We start from the raw sequence: 23,250 nt of genomic DNA, 5'->3' as shown, positions 1-23,250 counted from the left end.
ATCCAAAATTAATCAAATTTGTGAAATAAAAGGTATCATCATGAGCAATGTAAACGAAATCACTCGCGAGTCTTGGATTCTAAACACATTCCCTGAGTGGGGAACTTGGCTTAACGAAGAAATTGAAAATACGGTCGTTGAGCCGAATACATTTTCTATGTGGTGGCTAGGTTGTACTGGTATTTGGCTTAAGTCTGAAGAAGGTGCAAACATCTCCATGGACTTCTGGTGTGGTACTGGTAAAAAGACTCAAAAAAATCAATTCATGAAAAACCAACACCAAATGATGCGTATGGGTGGTGTTGAAGCCTTACAACCAAACTTGCGTACTGCTATCTTCCCGCTTGACCCATTTGCTATCAAAGAGATTGATGCGGTAATGGCGTCGCACGATCACGCAGACCACATTGATATCAATGTCGCCGCGGCGGTACTACAAAACTGTGGTGACCACGTTAAGTTTATTGGACCTAAAGCGTGTGTTGACCTTTGGATGTCTTGGGGTGTGCCAGAAGATCGTTGTGTGATTGCGAAAGTAGGCGATGAGATTCGTATCAAAGACGTCAACATTAAAGTATTAGATGCATTCGACCGTACAGCTCTAGTAACACTACCTGAGGGCACATCTTCTCTAGACAAAGACATTCTAGATGGGATGGACGACCGAGCTGTAAACTACCTCGTAGAGACAACTGGCGGCTCTGTTTACCACTCTGGTGACTCTCACTATTCTAACTACTACGCGAAGCACGGTAATGACCACAAGATCGACGTAGCACTACTTTCTTACGGTGAAAACCCACGCGGTGTAACCGATAAAATGACGTCTTCAGATATTCTTCGTGCAGCTGAGTCTTTGAACTGTGAAGTAGTTGTTCCATTCCACCACGACATTTGGGCTAACTTCCAGAACGACCCACGTGAAATAGAGATGCTGTGGAACATGAAAAAAGATCGTCTGCAATACGGCTTTGCTCCTTTCTTCTGGCAAGTAGGTGGTAAATACACTTACCCAACAGATAAGGGCCGCATGCATTACCAGCATTTCCGTGGCTTTGCTGACATCTTCAAAAATGATCCGGAACTGCCTTACCGCGCATTCCTGTAATCAATACAGGTAGTATTATAAGGGAGCGATTAGCTCCCTTTTTTTATGGCTAACTCATTGTATAAGTTACAGAAAGACAGTGATAACACGATCGCCGATCTGTCACTATTAAGAACAATGCTCACTGGGTGCCACAAGTTATTATTTGGAGTACTAGCAGTAGAGATTCACAAAAATTGATCTGTTTTCAAATCTTTTGCGTAGAGATTAGCGAGCAAAACAACAGCTAACTGGAGCAAAGCTCCTCACCCAAAGGATGGACTCATGTTTAAATATACAATTTCACTTGCGGCTGCTTTAATCGCACTGTTCACATTTATTTTGCCAGCACAAGCACACAACCACGGCATGAAAGCCGACATTGTGGACGTAGCAGTCGAGAATGGATCGTTTACTACACTTGTCGCGGCTGTCAAAGCAGCAGGATTGGTCGAGACTTTAAAGGGCGAAGGTCCATTTACCGTATTTGCACCGACTGACGAGGCGTTTGCCAAGTTGCCAGAAGGCACAGTGGAATCATTGCTTCTACCAGAAAACAAAGACAAGTTGGTAGCGGTGCTTACTTACCACGTTGTTGCCGGAAAAGTCATGGCAGCTGATGTTGTCAAATTGGATAAAGCGACCACAGTGCAAGGCCAAGATGTGATGATCAAAGTGATGGACGGTAACGTCATGGTTGATAATGCCAATGTAGTGGCAACTGACGTTAAAGCTAGTAACGGCGTTATCCACGTTATTGACCAAGTCATTCTTCCTAAATAATTTCTGAACTTAACTCAGCCTCCTGGACAGACCATGACTCTGTCCCTTACTAAGACAGTGTTAGCTAATCAGCAACATAAAAGCCCCAAACCTAGGTTCGGGGCTTTTTAGTTTCTATTCGATTTATGCGTTACAAAGTGCTCAAGAAGCTATTGATCTTCTCTTCATGATGCTTGATGGTTTCTTGCGTAGGGATAACAGAGTCCTTGTGCGTAAAGTAAACCAAGATAGCCATTTGAGCCGTCAGACGGTTTTCAGCCTCATCGAATGCCACGGAGTACTCACTCTCTAATGCGCCACGAGTCACTTCTTCTTTGTCGTTTGCTGGCAAGCAGTGAAGAAGCATCGCGCCAGGACGAGCTTTTGCCATCAGCTCTTCAGTGATGACGTAGTCCGGCATAAATGCCGCCAAGCGCTCTTCTTTCTCGTCCATCTGAGTAACCCAGTAGAAGCTATCGCCGTAAACCACATCACAATCACTGATACGTTCCACGTCATCGGTAATTTCAATCGTACCGCCAGACTCTTCACAGAAGTTCAGCGCCATATCAATCCACTCTTGTTCCATTTGGTACTTCTTAGGGCCAATTTGCTTAAAGCCCATGCCATATTTTGCACAAGTCAGCATTAAGGAACGGCACACATCCGTTGCATCACCCATAAACGCCAGCGTTAAGTCAGACAGCTTACGTCCATCAGTAATGTGCTCTCTGATAGTGTAAAGGTCAGCCAGCATTTGAGTTGGGTGGAAACGTGTATCAAGGCCATTGATAACCGGCACTGTCGACATGTTTAACAAGCCATCCAAGGTTTCAGGGCTATTGGTACGAGCCATGATGACGTCACACATACGTGACAGAACGCGTGAGGTATCATCAATCGACTCTTTACCACCTAGGTGAATATCTTTCGGAGAAAGGAACAGCGCGTGACCACCAAGTAAAGTTGCTGCTACCTCAAACGATACACGAGTTCGTGTAGAGCCCGCTTCAAAGATCATACCCACTGACTTACCTTTAAACAGTTGTGGAATTGCGTTGTCTTTACGCGCCTGTTTTAGGTACGTCATTAGCTCCATCATGTTATCCATCTCTTCAACAGAGAAGTCTTTCATTGACACCATGTGCTCAAGGTTTGCTTTATTCAGTTCAGTCGCACTAGAAGAAGGTAATTTCATAATATGTTCCTATTTTTCGTCGTTTCACGTTTTCGTTTAAGTCGATCTCGTGATGATTTCGTTTCGGTTGGATTTAAATTTTGTTGTTGCTGTTTTTATGTTTGAGGCGATGGCCTCAGGTTAGATTCTTGGTACTTGCTGAGTAATGCAGTGAATATTGCCGCCACCGAGTAAGATCTCTCGCGCTGGAATACCATTCACTTCATAGCCCGGATAGATCTTTTCTAGGATTCCGATAACGTCGTCGTCATAGCGTTTATCCAGTAGAGGAAGAACAATCTGTTTGTTTGTAATCAGATAGTTTGCGTACGACGCGGCTAAGCGCTCACCCGCTTCACGCTCCATCCCTTCTGCAATATCAATCCCTGCGGCTTCATCAGCAGACATGTACAAAGGGCCAGGCATTGGCAGCTTGTGTACTTTGATTTCTCGTCCTTTAGCGTCGGTTTGGCTAGTGATGTAGTCATACGCCTCTCGGCTGATTTCATACTGAGGATCGTTCTTATCATCACACCAAGTCAGTACGACTTCGCCCGGCTTAACCACATGTAAGATGTTGTCTACATGACCATTGGTTTCATCGTTATAGAGGCCACGAGGTAACCAAATTACCTTCTCAACATTGAGGTGTTCGCAAAGCACTTCGGTCAGTTCTTCTTTACTCAAGTCTGGATTGCGACTTTCATGCAATAGGCACTCTTCGGTCGTATAAAGTGTGCCTTCGCCATCCACATGGATTGAGCCACCTTCCAATACGATCGGCGCTCGATATCTTGAGTCTCGGATGGTTTCACACATCTTTTGCGCGACTTGGTTGTCTCTGTTCCAAGGTGAGTACAAACCATCAACGAAACCGCCCCAAGCATTGAATTCCCAGTCAACACCGCGACGCTCTCCCTTATCATCAACGACGTATGTCGCACCAATATCACGCATCCATGAGTCATCGGTTGAGACTTCTAGAACTCGAATATCTTCGGGTAAACGAGACACCGCGTTGTCGTATTGAGCTGAACTTGCGAGCATCGTAACTGGTGTGGTTTTGCTTATCTGCTCTGCAACCTCCGCGAACACTTTCTGCGCTGGTTTCGCTCCATCACGCCAGTTATCTGTACGCTCAGGCCACGCCATCCAAATTTCATTGTGTGGCTCATGCTCACCAGGCATTCTGAAACCATCATGTTTTGGTGTGGTATCAATTACTTTTTTCATTGCTCTGTACTCCAACTTAAACTTGAACTTCTTTACTTTCTGCAGTGTTGTCAGTGCGACCCTCTTCGTCACTTTGTGCTTGTTTGCGCTTGAGAGCCCCCAACAAAATCCATTCACCCACCAACACTGTCGCAATAACCCCAATCAATACCGGCCCTGTGTACCCCCAATCAGCAACCGTGAGATCCAGCGCTTCCGGGAAGATAAATAGAATCACAGCTTGGAAAATCACAAAAAAGCACACAATCGACATCAGCCACTGAACGGGCATACCTCCCGGCACTTTGAATGGTCGCTCACGCTTGCCATCAACAACGCGCAGTTTCAGATAGGCTGGGAACATGAATAGATAAGGAAGTAAGAAAATGCAGCTTGAGAAGGCAAAGATAGACCAGAACAAATCATCGTTACCTTGAGCAAACAGTGCGTACGACAAGATGACAACCGTTGAGACTATGCCTGTAATGTTGTTAGCGCCAACTGGAGAGCCTTTCTCTGATACTTTTGCCACTGGAGCAGGGAGTTCACCTTCTTGAGCCGCTTCTGCCGCTGCTCGGCTTGCTCCCATTGTCCAACTCACCATGTTGCCGATAAGTGTCAGTAGGGCGAACGTGCCAAAGACGTAAACCATTGCCGTACCAAACGGGCCTTCGCCAAACAAGGTTTTAAACGTGTCGATCAGACCAGCCACAAGGCCAATGCTCTCAACAGGTAATGCCATCAAAATTCCAACCGTACCGAAGATGTATAGGAAAGCAGTGATACCGATGGAAAGGAAAACAGCCTTAGGCATGTCGCGTACGTCTTTCATCTCTTTGGTCATCGTCGCGACAAGCTCGAAACCCATTAGATTAAAGACAATGGCTGGTAGAAAAGAGACCGCTGAATCTAATGAAGGCATCATCGCTGGCAAAGTGAACTCATTAGCAACGCCATTTTTCATCGCGTAGATAAATCCGCCCACACCTAACGTGCTGATTACGATGATTTTTAATACCGCGCCGATGTTCGTTACCCACACGCCAATATCAGCAGAAACATTACAAATCCATACCGTTAACCAAGTTAACAAGATACAAATGGCAATCTGCCCCCATAAAGACAGGCCTGGCATAAACAGCTCTGCGAACATACCCGCGAACATGATGTAGACCGCTGGCATCCACAAGCCTACGTTTATCCAGTAAAACCAAGTGGTTCTTACTGCCCATTTAAAGTTGAAGGCTTGCTTTACCCAATCGTAAATGCCCCCTTCTCCTGGATAGGCGGTACTTAACTCTGAAGTGATTAGTCCGTAGGGGATAACAAAGAAGACCAGCATTAATACCCACCAGCCGATGGCGCTAACGCCAATACTTGCTGACGCGGTTAATGTGTCGACTACTAGCACAGCACACAGTGTAAAGAGTGCTATCCCAGTGACCCCCATTTTTCCTTGCATTTCGTTGCTCATCGCTTAGCTCCTTAATATCTAATTCGGAACTTATTAAACGGCAAAGCGATAAGGTGAACTGGGATGAAAACTGAATATCGGTTTTGAGCGAATGAACTCAAATTGCAAATGAAATAGAACCGACAAAAACTGGATAAAAAGCGACCAAACACTGAATGATTGATTTTCATCAACAAAAACACTGTTTATTTATTGAGCATCTTAAATTAAAAACAAGATCACATATCCGTTTGAATTCGTGATTATTTTCACTTTCTGTGATGGGGTGGCAACTAAATCGCCCCACTTTTGAACAGAAATCGAATTGTGATTTTTATCGCCAATAGCGCACTAATATTTCAATAGAGTATTTCCATCTTACTTGGTTTTTGACCAATCATTATTTGGAGATTAAGAGATGTTGAAGCCTATTATTGTTGTTGCGGTCGGTGGCAATGCGCTACTGCAACGCGGAGAAGTAATGAGCTGTGAAAATCAGCAAAAAAGTATAGAGCAAACGGCAAGTTCATTGGCTGCGCTAAGCAAAGATTATCGCTTGGTTATCGTGCACGGTAATGGTCCTCAAGTTGGTTTACTCTCTCTCCAAAATGATGCCTATAAAGAGTGCCCGCCGTATCCGTTTGATGTATTAGGCGCTGAAACTCAAGGTATGATCGGTTATCTGATTCAACAAGGGCTAAATGCTGCAATCGAAGATCGCTTTACCACCACAATACTGACGCGCATCGTGGTCGATGAGAACGACCCTGCCATCGCAGATCCAAGTAAATTTATTGGTCCAGTTTACACAGAAGAGCAAGCTAAACAGTTGGCTGAAACTAATAATTGGATAGTAAAACCAGATGGAGTGCACTGGCGTCGCGTTGTCCCATCTCCTTCACCTAAAGAAGTATTGGAAATCAAAGCAATTAAAGACTTACTTGAGAAGGAGCATCTTATTATTTGTGGCGGCGGCGGCGGCGCACCAGTCATAGAAAGAAATGGTGCCTATGTCGGTTTTGAAGCTGTGATTGATAAAGATATGACCGCAGCACTTATCGCCGAAGAAATTGGGGCTCAGCACCTACTGATCCTAACGGATGGTACGCATGTTTGTTTAGATTGGGGTACACCACAAGAACAAAAGCTTGAGAGAGTGACGGTCAAAGAGATGAAGGGATATCACTTCCCTGCCGGTTCGATGGGGCCAAAAGTCGATGCATGCTGTCAGTTTGTAGAAAGCACCGGACAACATGGTCATATCGGCGATCTTTCCTGCGCACTAGAAATCATTGAAGGGAAATCAGGCACACATATCCAAGAGTAGTTTGGCTCAAGCTCAGTTTTTGCCTAGATATTCATACGCACTAAACAAAGGGTTAATGACGTCAAACTTCATATTGATAAGATTGATTTCTGAGCATCAACCCTTTATTTTTAAACCTGCTTTGACAATAAGTGACGACCGTTTTATGCGAAAAGTAACAACAAAAGAGAAACTTACCAAAATCCATAACGCCGTTGCTCAATTAATGGAAAGGCGTGAAGCGACAGATATCTCTATGTACGATGTGGCAAAGGAATGCGGTATGGCTACATCGACCGTTTATCACCACTATCCTAACATCGAGAATCTATTTCATAGCTTATTAGACGATGTGTTTACTGATTTCGACTCGTTACTTGGTCAATGTATCGATGCCGACAAAGTCACGCATTGGACTGATATTAACCGCATGATCGAAACCGCATATGTGGATTACTACAACAATAATCCAATCGCGAGAAAGCTAATTTTAGGTCGTCACACTTTTACAGAGCTTGGCCACGCCGATACCAAACATGACTTAATATTGGGCAGAGAAGTAGAAGCCATCTATCGTCAATTCTTCGATGTTCCTCAACTTACCCAACCCATCAATGTATTCGCGATCTCATTGCAAGTCGCCGACAAGATATATTCATTGTCTTATCGTGAACATGGCTGCATCACCCCTGAACTTGCCAACGAAGCACTTCGCTTAACGGAATCCTACCTTCAGCTTTATATTCCTCATATTTGTCAGAAATCGAGTCCACATCGTGTGGTACAGCACTAGATAATCCGTCAGCACCTATCCCAATACAGAAAAAGAGCTGACAGATTAATTGAAATATTGAGGGATGATTTGGGGTTAAGCCATCGAATGAAGGCCAATCATATTACCTTCGGTATCCGACACCATTGAAATAAAGCCATGTTGGCCTATTGAGAATTTAGGGTGTACCACTTTACCGCCTGCATCTTCTACTCGCCCTTGTTCCACTGCGCAGTCTTCACAGGAAAAATAAACCAAGGTACTATTTCCTCCGGGAGCGACACCATCCATTTTTGCTAATGCCCCAGCTGCGCCATATTGCTCCATGGATGACGGAAAGCCCCACATCTCAATATCGACTTTGGGTTCATCACCAATCTTCTCTAGCGTTGTGTCAAACACCGTTTGATAGAACCCTTTAGCGCGTTCCATATCCGCAACGTAAATTTCAAACCAACCTACCGGATTCATCTGCATAATCTAGCCTCCTTCATTGCCACATATAGTGATAATAAAAAGCTAGTTCAAACACAGCATTCTTGCGCGGTTAAAAACCAATTTCCTTTTCGGGTCTCAAAGCTGAATCACGTTAGTCGTTTATACGCTGATAAGTGGTTTGTACAATAGCATTAAGGAAAGTTTGGCTCTTAACCAGCCTGAAAGATTGCATCGTGTCCAACTCACCAAACAATGGCGCGCCCCCACCAAGCAAAACAGGAATGGTGGTGATGTTCAGCTCATCGATTAAGCCCTGTTTAAGGAAGCTTTGAATCGTCTTGCCACCGTCAATATAAAGATCGTTATAACCTTGTTCACGTAGGTTTTGAACAATGTCAGAAAGTTCACCATTCACTAAGAAGACCTTATCTTCATAGCCTTCTGGCACTTTTGTCATCGTATTGCTTAGTACGAAAACAGGTTTTGAGTATGGCCATTCAACGCCAAAACTTAACACTATGTCTAACGTGTTACGCCCCATCACTAACGCGTCTACTCGCTCCATCAAGGGCGCAAATCCCATATCGATATTGTCAGGGTTTGGCACTGAGTGTAGCCAGTCTAGACCATCATTCTTGTCAGCAATGTAACCATCTAAGCTGGTTGCGATAAATACGATATTAGCCATCAAGGACTCCTCACGATGAATATTTGGATATGGAACTAAACTGCGATACAATAATTCTACACTGTAGAATTACTGTCTTAGAATAAAAAGGATCAACGATGTCTGTCAAGGAAAAACGTCGCGGTCGACCAAAAGGAAGCCAAGTTCAACTCACTGCTGAAACGATCTTAAGCCAAGCGAAACACATGATGCTTGAGCTAGAAAAAATGCCGAGCATCCGTGCCCTCGCGACTGAGCTAGGGGTTGATGCAATGGCGCTTTATCACTACTTTGACAACAAAAATGCCCTACAAGAGGCGATCATCATTTCCTTGATTGAAGAGATCTATCAACCAAAACAAAAAGGACAGTGGCAACAAGAACTAAGCCAACTTTGCTATAGCTATGTTTCGTTGCTTCATCAATATCCTGGATTACTGGAAACATTGCTGAAGATGCAAACAAGCGGGCCCGCCGAAGTATTTATTGAGCGCTTCAATCACATACTGTCTCCTCTTTCTCTGTCAAATGACGTGAAGAAAGATGCCATCGATTTGCTGGCCGATTATTTACACGGGTTTGCGTTGGCGCTTAACTGCCAACCTAAGTGCGACTTAACCCTTGAGATGATGCAAAGACCGCTCAATTTTTACTTCCAAGCATTTCAACCCGCACTCAAAAGTTAAATCGTTTACAATGGCAACGAAACAAACCTAGAGTGACTATAATGCTGAAGATTTCTAACACCGTTACCCTGCAAGCTTGGGAGATCCAACTTACGGCAATTCGAGCACAAGGCGCAGGCGGACAAAACGTCAATAAGGTTTCTTCAGCGATTCACCTACAATTCGATGTAAAGCACTCAACTCTACCTGCCATCTACAAAGAACGTATCTTAGCCCTGAAAGACTCGCGTATCTCAAAAGACGGCGTTATCACCATTAAGGCGCAGCAGTTTCGCACTCAAGAGCAAAACAAAGAAGATGCCTTAAACCGTCTAGCAGAGATGATTCAAGCGGCCATGGTTGTACAAAAGAAACGTCGAGAAACCAAGCCAACAAGGGCCTCTAAAGAACGCCGTTTAAAAGGTAAGAATATAAAGTCTCAGACTAAGTCATTACGTGGTCGCGTAAAACACTGACTGTTATTCATCATCAGTTTGTATATGCTAGAGAGAAGGATGAATTCAAGATAGGACCTGCTATGACGACCTTAGGGAAAAGTGCGTTACTGATCGGATTGTTCACTTCTCTCCCTGTCTGGGCAGAAGCGTTTAGTGGTTGGCAGTTCGAAGGCGATAACGACGGAATATCTATCTATTCTCGTGAACACAGTGATGGTTTGGTAGAAGTGCGCGCCCAGATGTTCACACCGACCAGTTACGGCGCTTTCTTAACCCTCCTAGAAGATAGCGACAATGTACCGAACTTAATAGATAACGTCAGTCATAGCCGAGTTCTATCGCAAGTTTCTGCGACAGAAAACATTGTCTACACCCAGTTCACCGCGCCTTGGCCTGCGCGTGATAGAGACATGGTCACCTACTCAAAATACACTCTTGATGAACTAGGCTTTACGTTAGATATCGAAGACGCACCTGATTCCGTATTGCCAGAACAAGAAGGTTATATTCGTATCCGCAATGTGGACGCGACTTGGACTCTGCAAAAGCTCACCAATGGTACAACCTTGATTGAATATACTGCATTTGCTAACCCTGGAGGTATCCTGCCTGACTGGATCATCAATAGCCTCACTAAAGAGAGTGCACGTAACACCTTCAAGAACCTGCGTGAGCAACTGCCTTTGTACCAACAATTTACTCACCCTCAAATTAGCGAATAGTTCTTCCTGTACTGTTCCCAAAAACAAAAAGGTCAGCGATAAACGCTGACCTTTCGAATAGCTGTATAACAAATCGTTATTTGAGCTTATAGAATACCGTTGCCAAAGGCGGTAGACGCAGCGACAGTGATTGTTTTAACCCTTCACTTTCCACTTGCTCAGAAGCAATATTGGAGTGAATTTGGTAGTCACTGCCATTGTACTTACTATCATCCGTATTGAGTAACAGTTCATACTCACCCGCGAGTGGAACACCTAAGCGGAATTCATCATGCGGTACTGGGGTGAAGTTAGTCACCACGAGAATACGTTCACCGTTATCGCTTAAACGCTCATGAGCTAATACAGACGCTTCTGCTGCATCTTGTAGGCGCCACTCAAAACCACGAGGCTCACAATCCAACTCGTACATTGCCTTTTCAGACGTATATAGCTTATTAAGATCACGAGTTAGCGCTTGAACCCCTTGGTGACGTTCAAACTCAAGCAAAAACCACTGCAGTTGATCATCATGGTTCCACTCCGCAGTTTGACCAAACTCCGCACCCATGAAGTTAAGCTTTTTACCCGGCTGAGCATACATATAACCTAGGTATGCACGTAAGTTAGCCGTTTGCTGCCACTCATCACCCGGCATCTTATTGTGAATCGAACCTTTGCCGTAAACCACTTCATCATGTGATAGAGACAAGACGTAGTTTTCACTGTGCGCGTAAACTAGCGGGAAGGTAACAGTATCATGGTGGTATTTACGGTGTACGGGCTCTTCTTGGATATAAGACAGAGAATCGTGCATCCAACCCATATTCCACTTAAAGCCAAAGCCTAAACCGCCCATAAAGGTTGGTGCTGATACACCTGGGAAAGCTGTGGATTCTTCAGCAATCGTCATCGCGTTCGGGAAGTGTTTGTACACCTCTTCGTTCATCCACTTCAATGTCGCAATAGCATCGTAGTTTTCGTTGCCACCATCCACGTTTGGTATCCACTGATCGTGGCTACGTGAGTAATCCAGATACAACATAGACGCAACCGCATCCACACGAATACCGTCAATATGGAATTGCTCGAACCAGTACAATGCGTTGGAAACCAAGAAACGGCGAACATGCTCACGACCAAGATCGTAGATGTAAGAGTTCCAATCTTGATGCCAACCACGACGAGGATCAGGATCGTGGAACAGAGGCGTCCCATCAAAATTAGCCAAGCCGTGATCATCTGATGGGAAGTGTGCAGGTACCCAATCTAGAACAACACCAAGACCCGCTTGGTGACACTGGTCGACGAAGAATTTGAAATCATCAGGTGAGCCAAAACGACTGGTCGGCGCAAATAAACCAACTGGCTGGTAGCCCCAAGAACCATAAAATGGGTGTTCTGACACTGGCATCAGTTCAATATGGGTGTACCCCATATCAACTAAGTAAGGGATAAGCTGCTCAGCTAACTCACGGTAGTTAAGAAAGTCACCATTTTCGTTACGACGCCAAGAGCCAGCATGTAGCTCATAGAAAGACAGCGCTTCTTTGCGTTTTTCAGTGACCGAGCGAGTTTGCCATTTAGAGTCTTCCCACTCATAACGCGAATGGTCATAAGTCACTGATGAGAATGAAGGATATTGCTCAGCATAGGCGCCCCATGGGTCAGCTTTATGCGGTAGCCCTTCTCCATTTGGACCTTTCAGCTCAAACTTATATTGGGTACCTTCTGGTAGGTTGGGAATGAAGATACCCCAAATACCATAATCTAGTCGCTGCATTGGCGTGCGGCGCCCGTCCCATTGGTTAAATTCACCAACCAAGCTACAAGCCGTCGCATGTGGAGCGTACACTAAAAAGCGTGTACCAGAGATCTGCTTACCGCCACGTTCAAGAGTGATGAACTGAGCGCCCATCTGCTTATACATCTCTTTTGGTGTATGAAGCTCATCATACTCAGCGTAAATGGTGTGGTATTGGTACGGATCGTCCACCAGCACTTCATTACCATCCCAATTCACTGCTAACAAGTAGTGGGTTAGGTGCAGATCTTTCTCTTGTTTAAGAATAAAGCCTGAAGCATCTTCACGCTCTAATTCAATGCGTTCATCTTCAATAACTAACGCAACACTATCAGCCCCAGGCATCCAAACTCGCAGCGCTCCCTGTGTAGGGTCGATAAATGGGCCGATAAAGGAAAATGGGTCAGCAAACGCAGCATGTGAAAGTTGGTTATATGTCTTTGTTGCCTTATCTAACGTTTTGGTTTTCAAGTTAATTCTCTCCCTAACCTAACTTTCGATAGTCCGATTTTCTCGGTTGTTATGATTCCAGCTAAAGCCATTATTTAGCGCAGCTGGCACAGAGGCCAATGACCCCAAAAGCCCGCAATGTGCGGGCTTAAATAATATCCAGTAAGTTTACCGAATTACTGCTCTACTTAGAGTGACCAAATCGATCATTTTCTATGTATACCATGCAACTTGATGTTTACTTACTCACCTTAGCTCGAACTTCGGTCAACTTATGCGCAATGCGGTTTACACCTGCGTGAGCGAAGACTTCGTCAAGGTTCATAGACAGTTTACGACGCCAGTTTGGATATTCATCTACCGTACCCGGAATATTGACTGGATTATCCATTTCCAACCAGTCTTCTAACTGTACGCTGAGTAGCGTTGAGGAACCCGCTGCAACATGCATTTGAAGCGCTTCCGCTAAGTAAGAATCCATTGGGACATATTGCGCATCACGGCCTACACCTTCAGGTAGGTAGCCATGCCACGCCACAGAATCCAAGATACCTTGTTTCGACTCCAAACGATCGGCAAACAAACCTTTTAGCTGCTCTGCATCAGGATACAAACCAAGCTCTTCACCCATCTTCAAGTCATCACAATGCCAGAAGCCGCGGATCGTTGGCATATCATGGGTACATAGTGCTGACATAGATTGTTCAGCATAATGCGCTGGTGAAATGTAGCCACCATCATCTTCCGATGTTTCAAAGAAGAACACCTTGTATGAGTGAACGCCTGCATCACGCAAGATTTCCACAATTTCATCTGGCACAGTGCCTAGATCTTCACCAATCACACTACATTGATGACGGTGTGATTCTAGCGCTAGAATTGCCAGCATATCTTCAACTGGGTAGTAGATGTACGCGCCTTTCGTTGCGTTTTCTCCTTTCGGAATCCACCACAGACGTAATAGACCAAGTACGTGGTCAATACGCAATGCACCACAATGCTTCATGTTGGCACGAAGCAGCTTGATGTAAGCATCATAACCTGTAGCTTGCAACACTTGTGGATTAAGCGGTGGTAAGCCCCAGTTTTGACCTAGTGGCCCTAACACATCCGGCGGCGCACCAATGCTTGCATCCATGATTAGGTTGCCATCATCAGCCCACGTTTCAGAACCTGAATCTGCCACACCAACGGCAAGGTCACGGTATAAGCCCACTGACATGCCTTTCTCTTCTGCCAGAGCTTGTGCTTCTTTGATCTGAACATCGGCAATCCATTGAAGGTACATGTATAGGTGTACTTGATCTTGGTTTTGCTCGATAAACTTCTGCACTGCGCTGTTTTCGAAACGGCGATACTCTTCAGGGAATACAGGCCAGCCCCAAACGTTAGAGTCTTTGTTATGCAATTTAGTATGTAATGCATCAAACGCTGCTTGATGAACTAGGCTTTCACCACCCTCTTCAACAAACTCTAAGAAAGTTTGTGCACGCTCTGTGTTCTTGTCTAAGTGACGCTTTTTAAACTCTTCGAACAGCTGTGGTAGTACGCTCAGTTTTAGGTCAGCGACTTCACTGTAGTTTACCCAGTGTGATTCACGCGCTTTTTGTAGACGTTGTTGGAAGTCTGCGCTGCCTACTTTTTGCTGCGCTTCAATGCTCAATGCAAACTCAGGTACTGAACTCACATCGATGTAGAGAATATTTAACCAACGACGAGAAGATGGGCTGTATGGGCTCGCACCTTCTGGATTGGCTGGGAAGAGTGAGTGAATTGGGTTTAGACCAACAAAATCACCACCACGAGAAGCAATATCCGCAACAAGCTGCTTTAGATCGCCAAAGTCACCAATACCCCAGTTATGCTGAGTACGCAGTGTGTAAAGCTGAACACTTGGCCCCCACATTTTCTTGCCATTTAAAATGCCATCTTGCTTGTAACACGCTTTTGGCGTCACAATCAGTGTCATCTCATAAGGCGCTTTACGACGTTTACGCGTAATGGTCAGTTTGTGGTATCCCCAAGCAATATCGCTTGGTAATGCAAACACTAAAGGGCCACCCTCTTTGCGCTCATCGCGAACAATTTGCGACTGAAGATAGCCTTCAAGTACCTCTCCCTGCTCTGTATCTAGACGCCAACTAAATTCACTCTCGCGAGCACTTGCGCCAAGATTTAGTACAACTTCAACAGGCTCACCATCGCGAACCACAAGCACAGGGTCTAATACTTCTTTCTTGTGCTTTTTCTCAGCTGATTTTAGAAGAGTTTCATCATTGGTTGTGTCATAGCCTAAAGACGCTAATAAGTGACGAATCGTATCGTCTTCTACCTTAGCTTCATCTCCCCACGCGCTAACATAGCTGTCGGCAATTCTCGCCATTTCAGCGACTTGTTTTAATGCGTTATTTTCTTTCATCGCTCTCTCCGAAGGACTGCAATACCTTCAAAATTGTAGGGTTGTTTATAGTTAATAAAAGAGTAGAGCCAAGACCCGAAGGCCTTGGCTGTTTATCGTGAAATTAGCGTTTTACTGACTCTAATTTCCAAATGTTGTTTACATAGTCTCGAATCGAGCGGTCTGATGTAAACTTACCAACCAAGGCGGTGTTAAGAATCGCTTTCTTAGCCCAGCCTGCTTGGTCTTTATACTGTTTGCCCATCTCTTCATGTGCTTGTACGTAAGAGGCAAAGTCAGCCAGACATAGGTATGGGTCACCACCATCAAGCAAGCTATCAAGTGTTGCACGAAGCAGACCAGGTTGACCTGGAGTAAACTCTTCACCCGCTAGAAGATCTAGCGATGCTTTTAGCAATGGATCTGAGTGGTAGTAATCGTATGGGTTGTAACCTTGAGCACGAACTTCTTGAACACCGTCAACGTCTAGACCGAAGATGTAGATGTTTTCATCGCCTACTTCTTCACGGATCTCCACGTTTGCACCATCCATCGTACCGATAGTTAGCGCACCGTTTAGCGCCATCTTCATGTTACCTGTACCAGACGCTTCTTTACCTGCTAGCGAGATTTGCTGAGAAACATCTGCTGCTGGAATGATGATTTCTGCCATACTTACACGGTAGTCAGGGATGAAGACCACTTTCAGCTTGTTGCCAATGCGAGGATCGTTGTTGATCTTCTCTGCAACCTTATTCACCGCGAAGATGATCTCTTTCGCTAGGTGGTAACCCGGCGCTGCCTTCGCTGCAAAGAAACATACACGTGGCGTACATTCGAAATCAGGTTCGTTAATGATGCGGTGGTATAGAGACAGAATGTGTAGCAAGTCTAGGTGCTGACGCTTGTATTCATGTAGACGTTTAATTTGAACGTCAAAGATAGCGTTAGTATCTAGCTCGATACCCATGTTCTCTTGAACCCAATCAGCAAGGCGCTGTTTGTTTTGCTTCTTAACTGCCATGAATTCTTTTTGGAATTCTGCATCTGTTGCAAACTGAGCAATACCTTCAAGCTGTTCTAGTTTCGCAGGCCACTCATTACCGATCTTGTCAGTAATTAGATTTGATAGACCAGGGTTACAGAACTTCAACCAACGACGCGGCGTAATACCGTTTGTAACGTTGGTCAGTTTCCCTGGGAAGATTTCGTTGAACTCTGGGAACAGGTCTTTCTTAACAAGCTGTGAGTGAAGCGCCGCTACACCGTTTACTTTGTAAGAGCCAATCACACATAGGTTAGCCATGCGAACCATGCGGTTGAAACCCTCTTGGATGATAGAAAGCTTCGCTTGCTTCTCACCGTCACCTGGCCACATTTTACGAACGTCTTGTAAGAAGTGGTGGTTGATTTCAAAGATAATTTCCATGTGACGAGGCAGTAGGCGCTGGATTAGCGACTCAGGCCAAGTTTCAAGAGCTTCTGGAAGTAGCGTGTGGTTAGTGTACGCGAACGTATTTGCGCTGATTTCCCATGCTTTATCCCAAGACAGACCTTTCTCATCAAGTAGGATGCGCATCAGTTCAGGAATCGCAATCGTTGGGTGCGTATCGTTTAACTGAATAGTTTCTTGCTTAGGTAGATCAGCAAGTGAATAACCTGCCGCTTCATGGCGACGTAAAATATCACGCACAGATGCTGCAGCATGGAAGTACTGCTGCATTAAGCGCAGAGTCTTGCCTTTCTCGTGGTTGTCATTAGGGTAAAGTACTTTTGTGATGTTACCAGCATCGATCAGGCCGTGCTGTGCTTCGAAGTAGTCACCGTTGTTAAAGCTTGCTAATGAGAACGGGGCAATCGCCTGACATTCCCAAAGACGTAGTGGGTAAACCGTGTCTGATTCATAGCCAACGATAGGTAGATCCCAAGGCATCGCTTTCACTTCCATACCTGGAACCCAAGTACGTACTTCACGACCGTCAACGTATTCAACGTTTACATGACCGTAGAAGCCGATGTTTTGTGCTAATTCTGGGCGGGCAACTTCCCATGGGTAACCCTCAACACCACGCCATGCATCTGGCGCTTCTTTTTGGCGGCCATCTTGGAAAGATTGCTTAAATAGGCCGTACTCGTAGTGCAGACCGTAACCTACTGTTGGGAACTCTTGTGCCGCACATGAATCCATGAAACATGCTGCTAGACGACCAAGACCACCGTTACCCAATGATGGGTCGCGCTCTTCTTCAAGTAGGTCAGTTAGGTTGTGGCCTAGTTCTTCCATCGCCTCTGTGATCTGCTCATACAGACCCATGCTGATAAGGTTGTTACCTGTTAGGCGACCGATTAGGAATTCTAGAGATAGGTAGTTAACGCTTTTTGCGCTTTGAATTTTAGGGTCTTGCTCAGTTTTAAGTAGGTCTAGTGTAGTGAGCTCAGCGAGTGCTCGACCCATTGCTAAATACCAATCACGCGGCGTAGCAGTTGCTTCGGTCTTCGCGTAAGTGGTCGATAAATGTTGTTTTACACTTTCTTGGAATGCGGCTTTATCAAATTTTTTCTGTTGCGTAGGTTTCATTAGAGAAATCTCACTTATTGGTTCTAATCCATCTGAGACATATCGTGCATGGATATAATCTGCGAAACATCCTCCCACCTAGACGGCGTATTAGGAGGAGGACACAGGGCGTAGAGGGCGTACTACCCGCAACTCAGTGATCTAACTCTCATTAAATTTTCAACACAGCTGAGCCCGGGTGATTGAGATCACACCGCCAACGAATTTACCCTACATCTGATGTATTAAAGTTCCGTGTCTTACAAAATACTCAATTGATGAATATGCACGCTCGATCACATTAAGAATTACTATTTGATGCAAATTTCATGTTTTTTGGTGCAAACAGGCATTCACACCCCATTCAAACCAAGATCTAAAAGTGACGGAAATCACACTTTAAGGGCGTAGTTCCGTACAAACTGTGAATCACACAAAAATCCGACCTTTGGCTGATAACTGCCCTCACTTTTCTCAAGTAACATCTTTCTCAGACCGCTACTAGAGTCACTAGTGGCACACTTTGGTGGAACAAAGGGAATAGAGAGATGTGGATTCCTTCTAAATTGACACGTCCGGGGCGCTTACATAACGCAATCGTACGCCCTCGAGTTTTAGATCTGTTACAACAAGCACCGTTCTATAAATTGGTATTGTTTCGCTCACCAGCGGGCTATGGCAAAACCACCATGGCTGCGCAGTGGCTATCAGACAAATCTCACGTTGGTTGGTACAGCATTGATGACAGTGATAACGATTCGTTTCGTTTTATGAACTACCTGCTTCAAGCACTAAACAAAGCGACTGATGGCAGCTGTCCCAACTCGCAAAAATTGGCAGAAAAGCGTCAATTTTCATCCCTCCATTCCTTATTTGGGGAGGTCTTCACCGAGATCTCTAGTTTTCACCAAGAATGCTACTTGGTGCTCGATGACTACCATCTAATTAACGATGACGATATTCATGAAGCAATGCGCTTTTTCCTAAAGCACATGCCCGACAACCTGACTTTAGTCGTTACTAGCCGAGCAGCGCCGCCTTTAGGTACAGCTAACCTGCGTGTACGTGATTTGATGATCGAAATTGGTGATGAGCTTCTGGCATTTGATACTGAAGAAACCACACGATTTTTTAATCAACGCGTGGCCGATGGTATTGATGACACCACAGCAACCAACTTACGCAACTATGTCGAAGGTTGGCCTTCAGCGCTTCAATTGATCGCGCTGCAAGCCCAGCATCAACATAAAACGCTTGCTCAATCCGCCGAGTCTTTTTCTGAATTCAACCACGCACATCTCTGGGACTACTTAGTCGAGGAAGTCTTTGATTTACTTGACAAAGAAACACGTCAATTCTTGCTGCAATGTTCGGTACTTGATCACTTCAACGATTATTTGGTATCAGAACTGACCGAGCGTGAAGACGCACTAAGCATGATCGAATCATTGAATCGCTTCGGCCTGTTTATTCACCCACTTGAAGGTGAACAAAACTGGTATCGCTTCCACAATCTATTTGCCGAGTTTCTAGCCCACGAACGCAGCGCGCGTATTCCACAGCAAGAAAAGAAACTCCACCAAACTGCGGCGAAAGCGTGGTTAAAACTTTCTTCTCCGCACCAAGCTCTGCACCACGCGCAAGAAGCGAATGATCGCCAACTCACGGCCGATATCTTGAGCCAATTTGGTTGGAAAATGTTTAATGGTGGTGAACTTCAATCCCTTGAAACCGCCATCAACTCACTTGCACCAGAACAGCTCTACAGTGAACCAAAACTTTGCATGCTTCAGGCGTGGTTAGCTCAGAGCCAACACAGATATAACGACGTCGGTGATCTGTTGTCAAAAGCAGATGAACAGATGGCTCAGTTCAGTGTTGTGCTAAGCACCAAAGAACAAGGTGAATTCAATGCACTGCGTGCTCAGGTTGCCATCAACCAGAATGAACCTGAAAAAGCTCTAGAACTCGCGGAGCTCGCGCTAAGTCAGTTAGATAGCACCGTTTACCGCAGTCGTATCGTTGCCACTTCAGTTGTCGGTGAAGTGAATCATGTACTTGGCCATTTAAGTCGTGCTCTGCCAATGATGCAGCAAACTGAAAAGCTTGCTCGTCAGTATCAAGTTTACCATCAAGCTCTATGGGCAATGTTGCAGCAAAGCGAAATCTTGATTGCTCAAGGTTATGTACAAGCTGCTTTTGAAATTCAAGACAATGCATTCAAACTGATCGAAGAACATCAGCTGCAGCAAGTTCCTCTGCATGAGTTCTTACTTCGAATTCGTGCACAAATCTTATGGTGTTGGAATCGATTAGATGAAGCGGAAGAGTGCGCATACAAGGGGCTAGATATACTGGGTAATCACAGTCCAAGTAAGCATTTACACAGCTACTCAATGTTAGCGCGAATTGCCATTGGTAGAGGAGAAATCGATAAAGCGGGTAAGTTCATCGAGCAAATCACTCACCTACTTAAACAGTCGACTTATCACGTAGATTGGACGGCGAACGCCTCGCTTTCACTTATCTTGTATTGGCAAGCACGTGATGACCTTGATTCTATCGAACAATGGCTAGAAACCACTGTGCGTCCAGAGCAAGCTTGCAACCACTTTACTCAGCTGCAATGGCGTAACATTGCTCGTGCTCAAATCGCCTTAGCAAAATACACTGATGCCAATGAAACTCTGACGTTTTTGCAGCAGCAGGCCGAAGAGAATGAACTCGTGACTGACAGAAACCGTAACCTGATTGTTGAAGCAGTTCTAGCAACGTCACAGCAAGATGACGCGTCAGCTCGTGATCTTCTCAAACAGGCACTTTCTTTAACCAATCAAACCGGGATTATTGGTAACTTCCTGGTTGATGGCAGCAAGGTAGGGCATATCTTAGAGTCTTTAAGTAAGAACAATGAGTTGAACGATTTAGAACGCCATCGAACTCAGCAACTACTTAAAGATATTTCAACCACTCAGCGCAGCAGCTCAGTCCATTTTGACGAAGAGTTCATAGAGAAGTTGGTAAATCACCCGAACATACCCGAATTGGTTCGTACAAGCCCGCTAACACAACGTGAGTGGCAAGTACTTGGGTTAATCTACTCAGGCTTCAGTAATGAGCAAATCGCTCAAGAACTCGATGTCGCGGGCACAACAATTAAGACCCACATCCGAAATCTCTACCAAAAGCTCAATATCGCCAACCGAAAAGAGGCGGTAAAAACTGCAGAGAATCTACTGCAGTTGATGGGGTACTAACTTCTTTGTCACACCAATTAGCCACTGCCTTCTGCAGTGGCTAATCTTATTTTTTCCTATCCAGTACCTTTTGTGAGTTTGACGAACTCGAGATTATGGTCTTTCCTTATTGAGCATTTACTAGGCTAAACGCGCAATACCAATCAAGGAATGAGGCTTAAATATGAAACTAATAACGTCAGTGACTTTTCTTTCCGTAGCAATTCTAGCGGGTTGCCAATCAACCTCCTCTCCCGAAGAACAAGCAATAAAATCCAACCTTTGTACTACTGGTGATGGTTCAGGGGCGAGTTACACTCAAGAGATGTTTGATAAGGCAGTCATGGAATGTGGCGGCTATGAGATCTTTACTGATGATATGGTAGTTGATCAGGAATTGGTCTTCTCATTCAATAAAGGTAAGAAGAAACGCCAAATGCTCTTGATGGACGATGGTACTGGTAAATACACGAAAGTTGATAAAGGGACATCAGAAACCATCACTTGGGAGTTCCAAGATAATGGTAATTTACACTTAGCATTTGAAGATGGCTACAAGTGGGACTGGAGACTCATTGAAGAAAAAGGCGCGTTTTGGGCGGTGAAATCTCACGGTTACGGTGAAAACGAAGGCGATCGAGACATACTGACAATGGTCGTAATGAATAAGAGCGCGCTAGCCCCAACTGAATAACACACCCGATCTAGCTAAAAAGGCAGTGATCATTGAATCACTGCCTTTTCACTTTTATCGCTCGCCTAAAACTTCGAACTCATCGTAGGTTAAACGCGCTTTTCCGTCATCTTGTAGTGTCCAAACTTCTTTATGTACGACACCAAATGCTTTATTCATTGTCCACTTAGAGGTCAAAATGTAGTTATTGTCATCGACCTTTTCCCACTCTGTTTCTGTATAAGAAACATCTGAGAAACCTTGGTCCATAATGTTTTGCCAAAAAGACTGAATTTGCTCACGACCATCAAATGTACCAAATGGCTTAGCGTGCATTGTTGTGCCTTCGGCGTACTGCTCTGCACACCCTTTTGCATCTTGTTGGTTAAACGCTGTTTTCCAAGCTTCAATTCCTGCCTGACATGCTTCTAATACAGATTGGCTCATAGTTTGTTCTCCTCTAAATCAATGCGCTCAGTTTAGTGTTACTATTAACAAAGAAAAACAAACGAATAAGAACTTACTGTTCTAATAAAGAGAACAATCAAATGAATAAACATCGCCAGATGAGCCTATTCCTTGCCATTGTTGAGAGCGGATCTATTTCCAAAGCTGCAGAAAGGCTTGAGTTATCAAAGTCCGTTTTGAGCAGCGCGTTGAAACAGCTCGAGCAGGAGCTTGATACCGTATTGCTTAAACGAACCACGAGAAAACAGAGCCTAACGCCTCAAGGGGAGCGCTTCTATCAGCATTGTCTAGCAATGCACGCTATCGCTGACCAAGCTTGGGACGAAATCAAACAAGCTCAGACGACTCCTTCTGGTTCCGTGACCCTTACCGCTCCCCACGCCTTAATGGAAAGCGTGGTCGCCCCAGCCGTTGCAAGCACATTTGTTCGTTATCCTGAAGTTAGAATTGAGCTTATTGCTGATGATCATCAACTCGATTTAATGCAACACAATATTGATTTAGCGATTCGAGTCGGCGAGTCCGCAGATAGTAGCTATCGCCAAAGAAAGATAGGCGCATTTAGAGATGTTCTTTGCCAAGCAAACCACTCTCGAGACGAGCTTTCTTCGGCTGCGTATGTTGCTAACCATTGGCAACGTAAGCACATTCATCACACTCTACAAAACCAAACAAGTGATGAAGTGAAAACATTTCGCTTCACTGCGTCCCATAGAGCAAACACCATCAATCAAGTCGCCACAATGGTGTCACTGGGTTTAGGTGTTGGAATCATTCCAGACTTCCTTATCAAACAATATCCAACGCTCGCGCCTTGTTTACCCGATTATGAGCTACCGTTGACCAACCTATATGCTTTACACGCTTACTCTCAAAAACCACCGATTGCCGTTGTGATGGCAATTGAGGCTATCCAAAGTAAGCTCAGAGAGATGAAAATAGGTGAGTAAGTCGTCGCTCACTATG

Annotated in this window: 19 protein-coding genes; 10 read left to right on the top strand and 9 right to left on the bottom strand. The window is 44.8% G+C overall.

The genetic code is table 11. The features are described from left to right. Positions 1–40: 40 nt before the first annotated feature. Together ulaG and AAFX28_RS04440 are read left to right on the top strand one after the other, a co-directional pair. The gene (ulaG, locus tag AAFX28_RS04445) at positions 41–1,108 is read left to right on the top strand and encodes an L-ascorbate 6-phosphate lactonase (RefSeq protein ID WP_408686013.1); all 1,068 of its coding nucleotides are present in this window, start codon (positions 41–43) and stop codon (positions 1,106–1,108) included. Between the two features lie 264 nt (positions 1,109–1,372). Further along, entirely contained in the window at positions 1,373–1,870 is a 498-nt protein-coding gene (locus tag AAFX28_RS04440) for a fasciclin domain-containing protein (protein ID WP_408686011.1), read from the top strand. 130 nt (positions 1,871–2,000) lie between these two features. Here AAFX28_RS04440 and argF read toward each other — a convergent pair whose 3' ends face one another. The 3 genes from argF to AAFX28_RS04425 form a co-directional block, all read right to left on the bottom strand. Next, complete coding sequence (gene argF / locus AAFX28_RS04435) at positions 2,001–3,047, bottom strand: ornithine carbamoyltransferase (protein ID WP_408686009.1); 1,047 nt, start codon at positions 3,045–3,047, stop codon at positions 2,001–2,003. Between the two features lie 120 nt (positions 3,048–3,167). Then, positions 3,168–4,259 (bottom strand): agmatine deiminase, encoded by a 1,092-nt coding sequence (gene aguA / locus AAFX28_RS04430; RefSeq protein ID WP_408686007.1) that lies wholly within the window; start codon positions 4,257–4,259, stop codon positions 3,168–3,170. Between the two features lie 16 nt (positions 4,260–4,275). Further along, complete coding sequence (locus AAFX28_RS04425) at positions 4,276–5,712, bottom strand: APC family permease (protein WP_408686005.1); 1,437 nt, start codon at positions 5,710–5,712, stop codon at positions 4,276–4,278. Positions 5,713–6,109: 397 nt separating this feature from the next. On the opposite strand from AAFX28_RS04425, the gene arcC reads away from it, so the two are divergent. Further along, positions 6,110–7,018 (top strand): carbamate kinase, encoded by a 909-nt coding sequence (arcC, locus tag AAFX28_RS04420; protein ID WP_408686003.1) that lies wholly within the window; start codon positions 6,110–6,112, stop codon positions 7,016–7,018. Positions 7,019–7,163: 145 nt separating this feature from the next. Next, on the top strand, positions 7,164–7,790 hold the full coding sequence (locus AAFX28_RS04415; protein ID WP_408686002.1) for a TetR/AcrR family transcriptional regulator: 627 nt from the start codon (positions 7,164–7,166) through the stop codon (positions 7,788–7,790). A 75-nt stretch (positions 7,791–7,865) separates the two neighbouring features. Here the strand turns inward: AAFX28_RS04415 and AAFX28_RS04410 are convergent, their stop codons facing one another. Next, complete coding sequence (locus AAFX28_RS04410; RefSeq protein WP_408686000.1) at positions 7,866–8,246, bottom strand: VOC family protein; 381 nt, start codon at positions 8,244–8,246, stop codon at positions 7,866–7,868. A gap of 112 nt (positions 8,247–8,358) precedes the next feature. Next, positions 8,359–8,895, bottom strand: a complete 537-nt coding sequence (locus AAFX28_RS04405) for a dihydrofolate reductase family protein (RefSeq protein WP_408685998.1) — start codon at positions 8,893–8,895, stop codon at positions 8,359–8,361. A gap of 98 nt (positions 8,896–8,993) precedes the next feature. On the opposite strand from AAFX28_RS04405, the gene AAFX28_RS04400 reads away from it, so the two are divergent. The 3 genes from AAFX28_RS04400 (at position 8,994) to AAFX28_RS04390 (ending at position 10,719) form a co-directional block, all read left to right on the top strand. Then, complete coding sequence (locus tag AAFX28_RS04400) at positions 8,994–9,560, top strand: TetR/AcrR family transcriptional regulator (protein ID WP_408685996.1); 567 nt, start codon at positions 8,994–8,996, stop codon at positions 9,558–9,560. A gap of 41 nt (positions 9,561–9,601) precedes the next feature. Beyond that, positions 9,602–10,015 (top strand): alternative ribosome rescue aminoacyl-tRNA hydrolase ArfB, encoded by a 414-nt coding sequence (gene arfB, locus AAFX28_RS04395; protein ID WP_408685994.1) that lies wholly within the window; start codon positions 9,602–9,604, stop codon positions 10,013–10,015. A gap of 62 nt (positions 10,016–10,077) precedes the next feature. Continuing rightward, complete coding sequence (locus AAFX28_RS04390) at positions 10,078–10,719, top strand: START domain-containing protein (RefSeq protein WP_408685992.1); 642 nt, start codon at positions 10,078–10,080, stop codon at positions 10,717–10,719. A gap of 76 nt (positions 10,720–10,795) precedes the next feature. Here AAFX28_RS04390 and glgB read toward each other — a convergent pair whose 3' ends face one another. From glgB to AAFX28_RS04375, 3 genes are all read right to left on the bottom strand, one after another. Further along, a complete protein-coding gene (glgB, locus tag AAFX28_RS04385; RefSeq protein ID WP_408685990.1) occupies positions 10,796–12,973 on the bottom strand; it encodes a 1,4-alpha-glucan branching protein GlgB in 2,178 nt (725 codons plus the stop codon). Between the two features lie 217 nt (positions 12,974–13,190). Continuing rightward, a complete protein-coding gene (gene malQ, locus AAFX28_RS04380; RefSeq protein ID WP_408685988.1) occupies positions 13,191–15,371 on the bottom strand; it encodes a 4-alpha-glucanotransferase in 2,181 nt (726 codons plus the stop codon). A 103-nt stretch (positions 15,372–15,474) separates the two neighbouring features. Continuing rightward, the gene (locus AAFX28_RS04375) at positions 15,475–17,928 is read right to left on the bottom strand and encodes a glycogen/starch/alpha-glucan phosphorylase (protein WP_408685986.1); all 2,454 of its coding nucleotides are present in this window, start codon (positions 17,926–17,928) and stop codon (positions 15,475–15,477) included. A gap of 527 nt (positions 17,929–18,455) precedes the next feature. Between AAFX28_RS04375 and malT the strand changes: the two genes are divergently transcribed. Both malT and AAFX28_RS04365 read left to right on the top strand, forming a co-directional pair. Then, positions 18,456–21,164, top strand: coding sequence for an HTH-type transcriptional regulator MalT (malT, locus tag AAFX28_RS04370; protein ID WP_408685984.1), 2,709 nt, complete (start codon positions 18,456–18,458; stop codon positions 21,162–21,164). A gap of 163 nt (positions 21,165–21,327) precedes the next feature. Then, positions 21,328–21,837, top strand: a complete 510-nt coding sequence (locus tag AAFX28_RS04365; RefSeq protein ID WP_408685982.1) for a hypothetical protein — start codon at positions 21,328–21,330, stop codon at positions 21,835–21,837. A gap of 54 nt (positions 21,838–21,891) precedes the next feature. Here AAFX28_RS04365 and AAFX28_RS04360 read toward each other — a convergent pair whose 3' ends face one another. Beyond that, the gene (locus tag AAFX28_RS04360) at positions 21,892–22,263 is read right to left on the bottom strand and encodes a nuclear transport factor 2 family protein (RefSeq protein WP_408685981.1); all 372 of its coding nucleotides are present in this window, start codon (positions 22,261–22,263) and stop codon (positions 21,892–21,894) included. Positions 22,264–22,364: 101 nt separating this feature from the next. Here AAFX28_RS04360 and AAFX28_RS04355 point away from each other — a divergent pair, with 101 nt between their 5' ends. Then, positions 22,365–23,234 (top strand): LysR family transcriptional regulator, encoded by an 870-nt coding sequence (locus AAFX28_RS04355; protein WP_408685980.1) that lies wholly within the window; start codon positions 22,365–22,367, stop codon positions 23,232–23,234. Positions 23,235–23,250: the final 16 nt, after the last annotated feature.

Origin of the sequence: Vibrio sp. TBV020 (assembly GCF_046056895.1) — a bacterium.
Lineage (GTDB): Bacteria > Pseudomonadota > Gammaproteobacteria > Enterobacterales > Vibrionaceae > Vibrio.
This window is presented reverse-complemented; position numbering and strand designations above follow the sequence as displayed.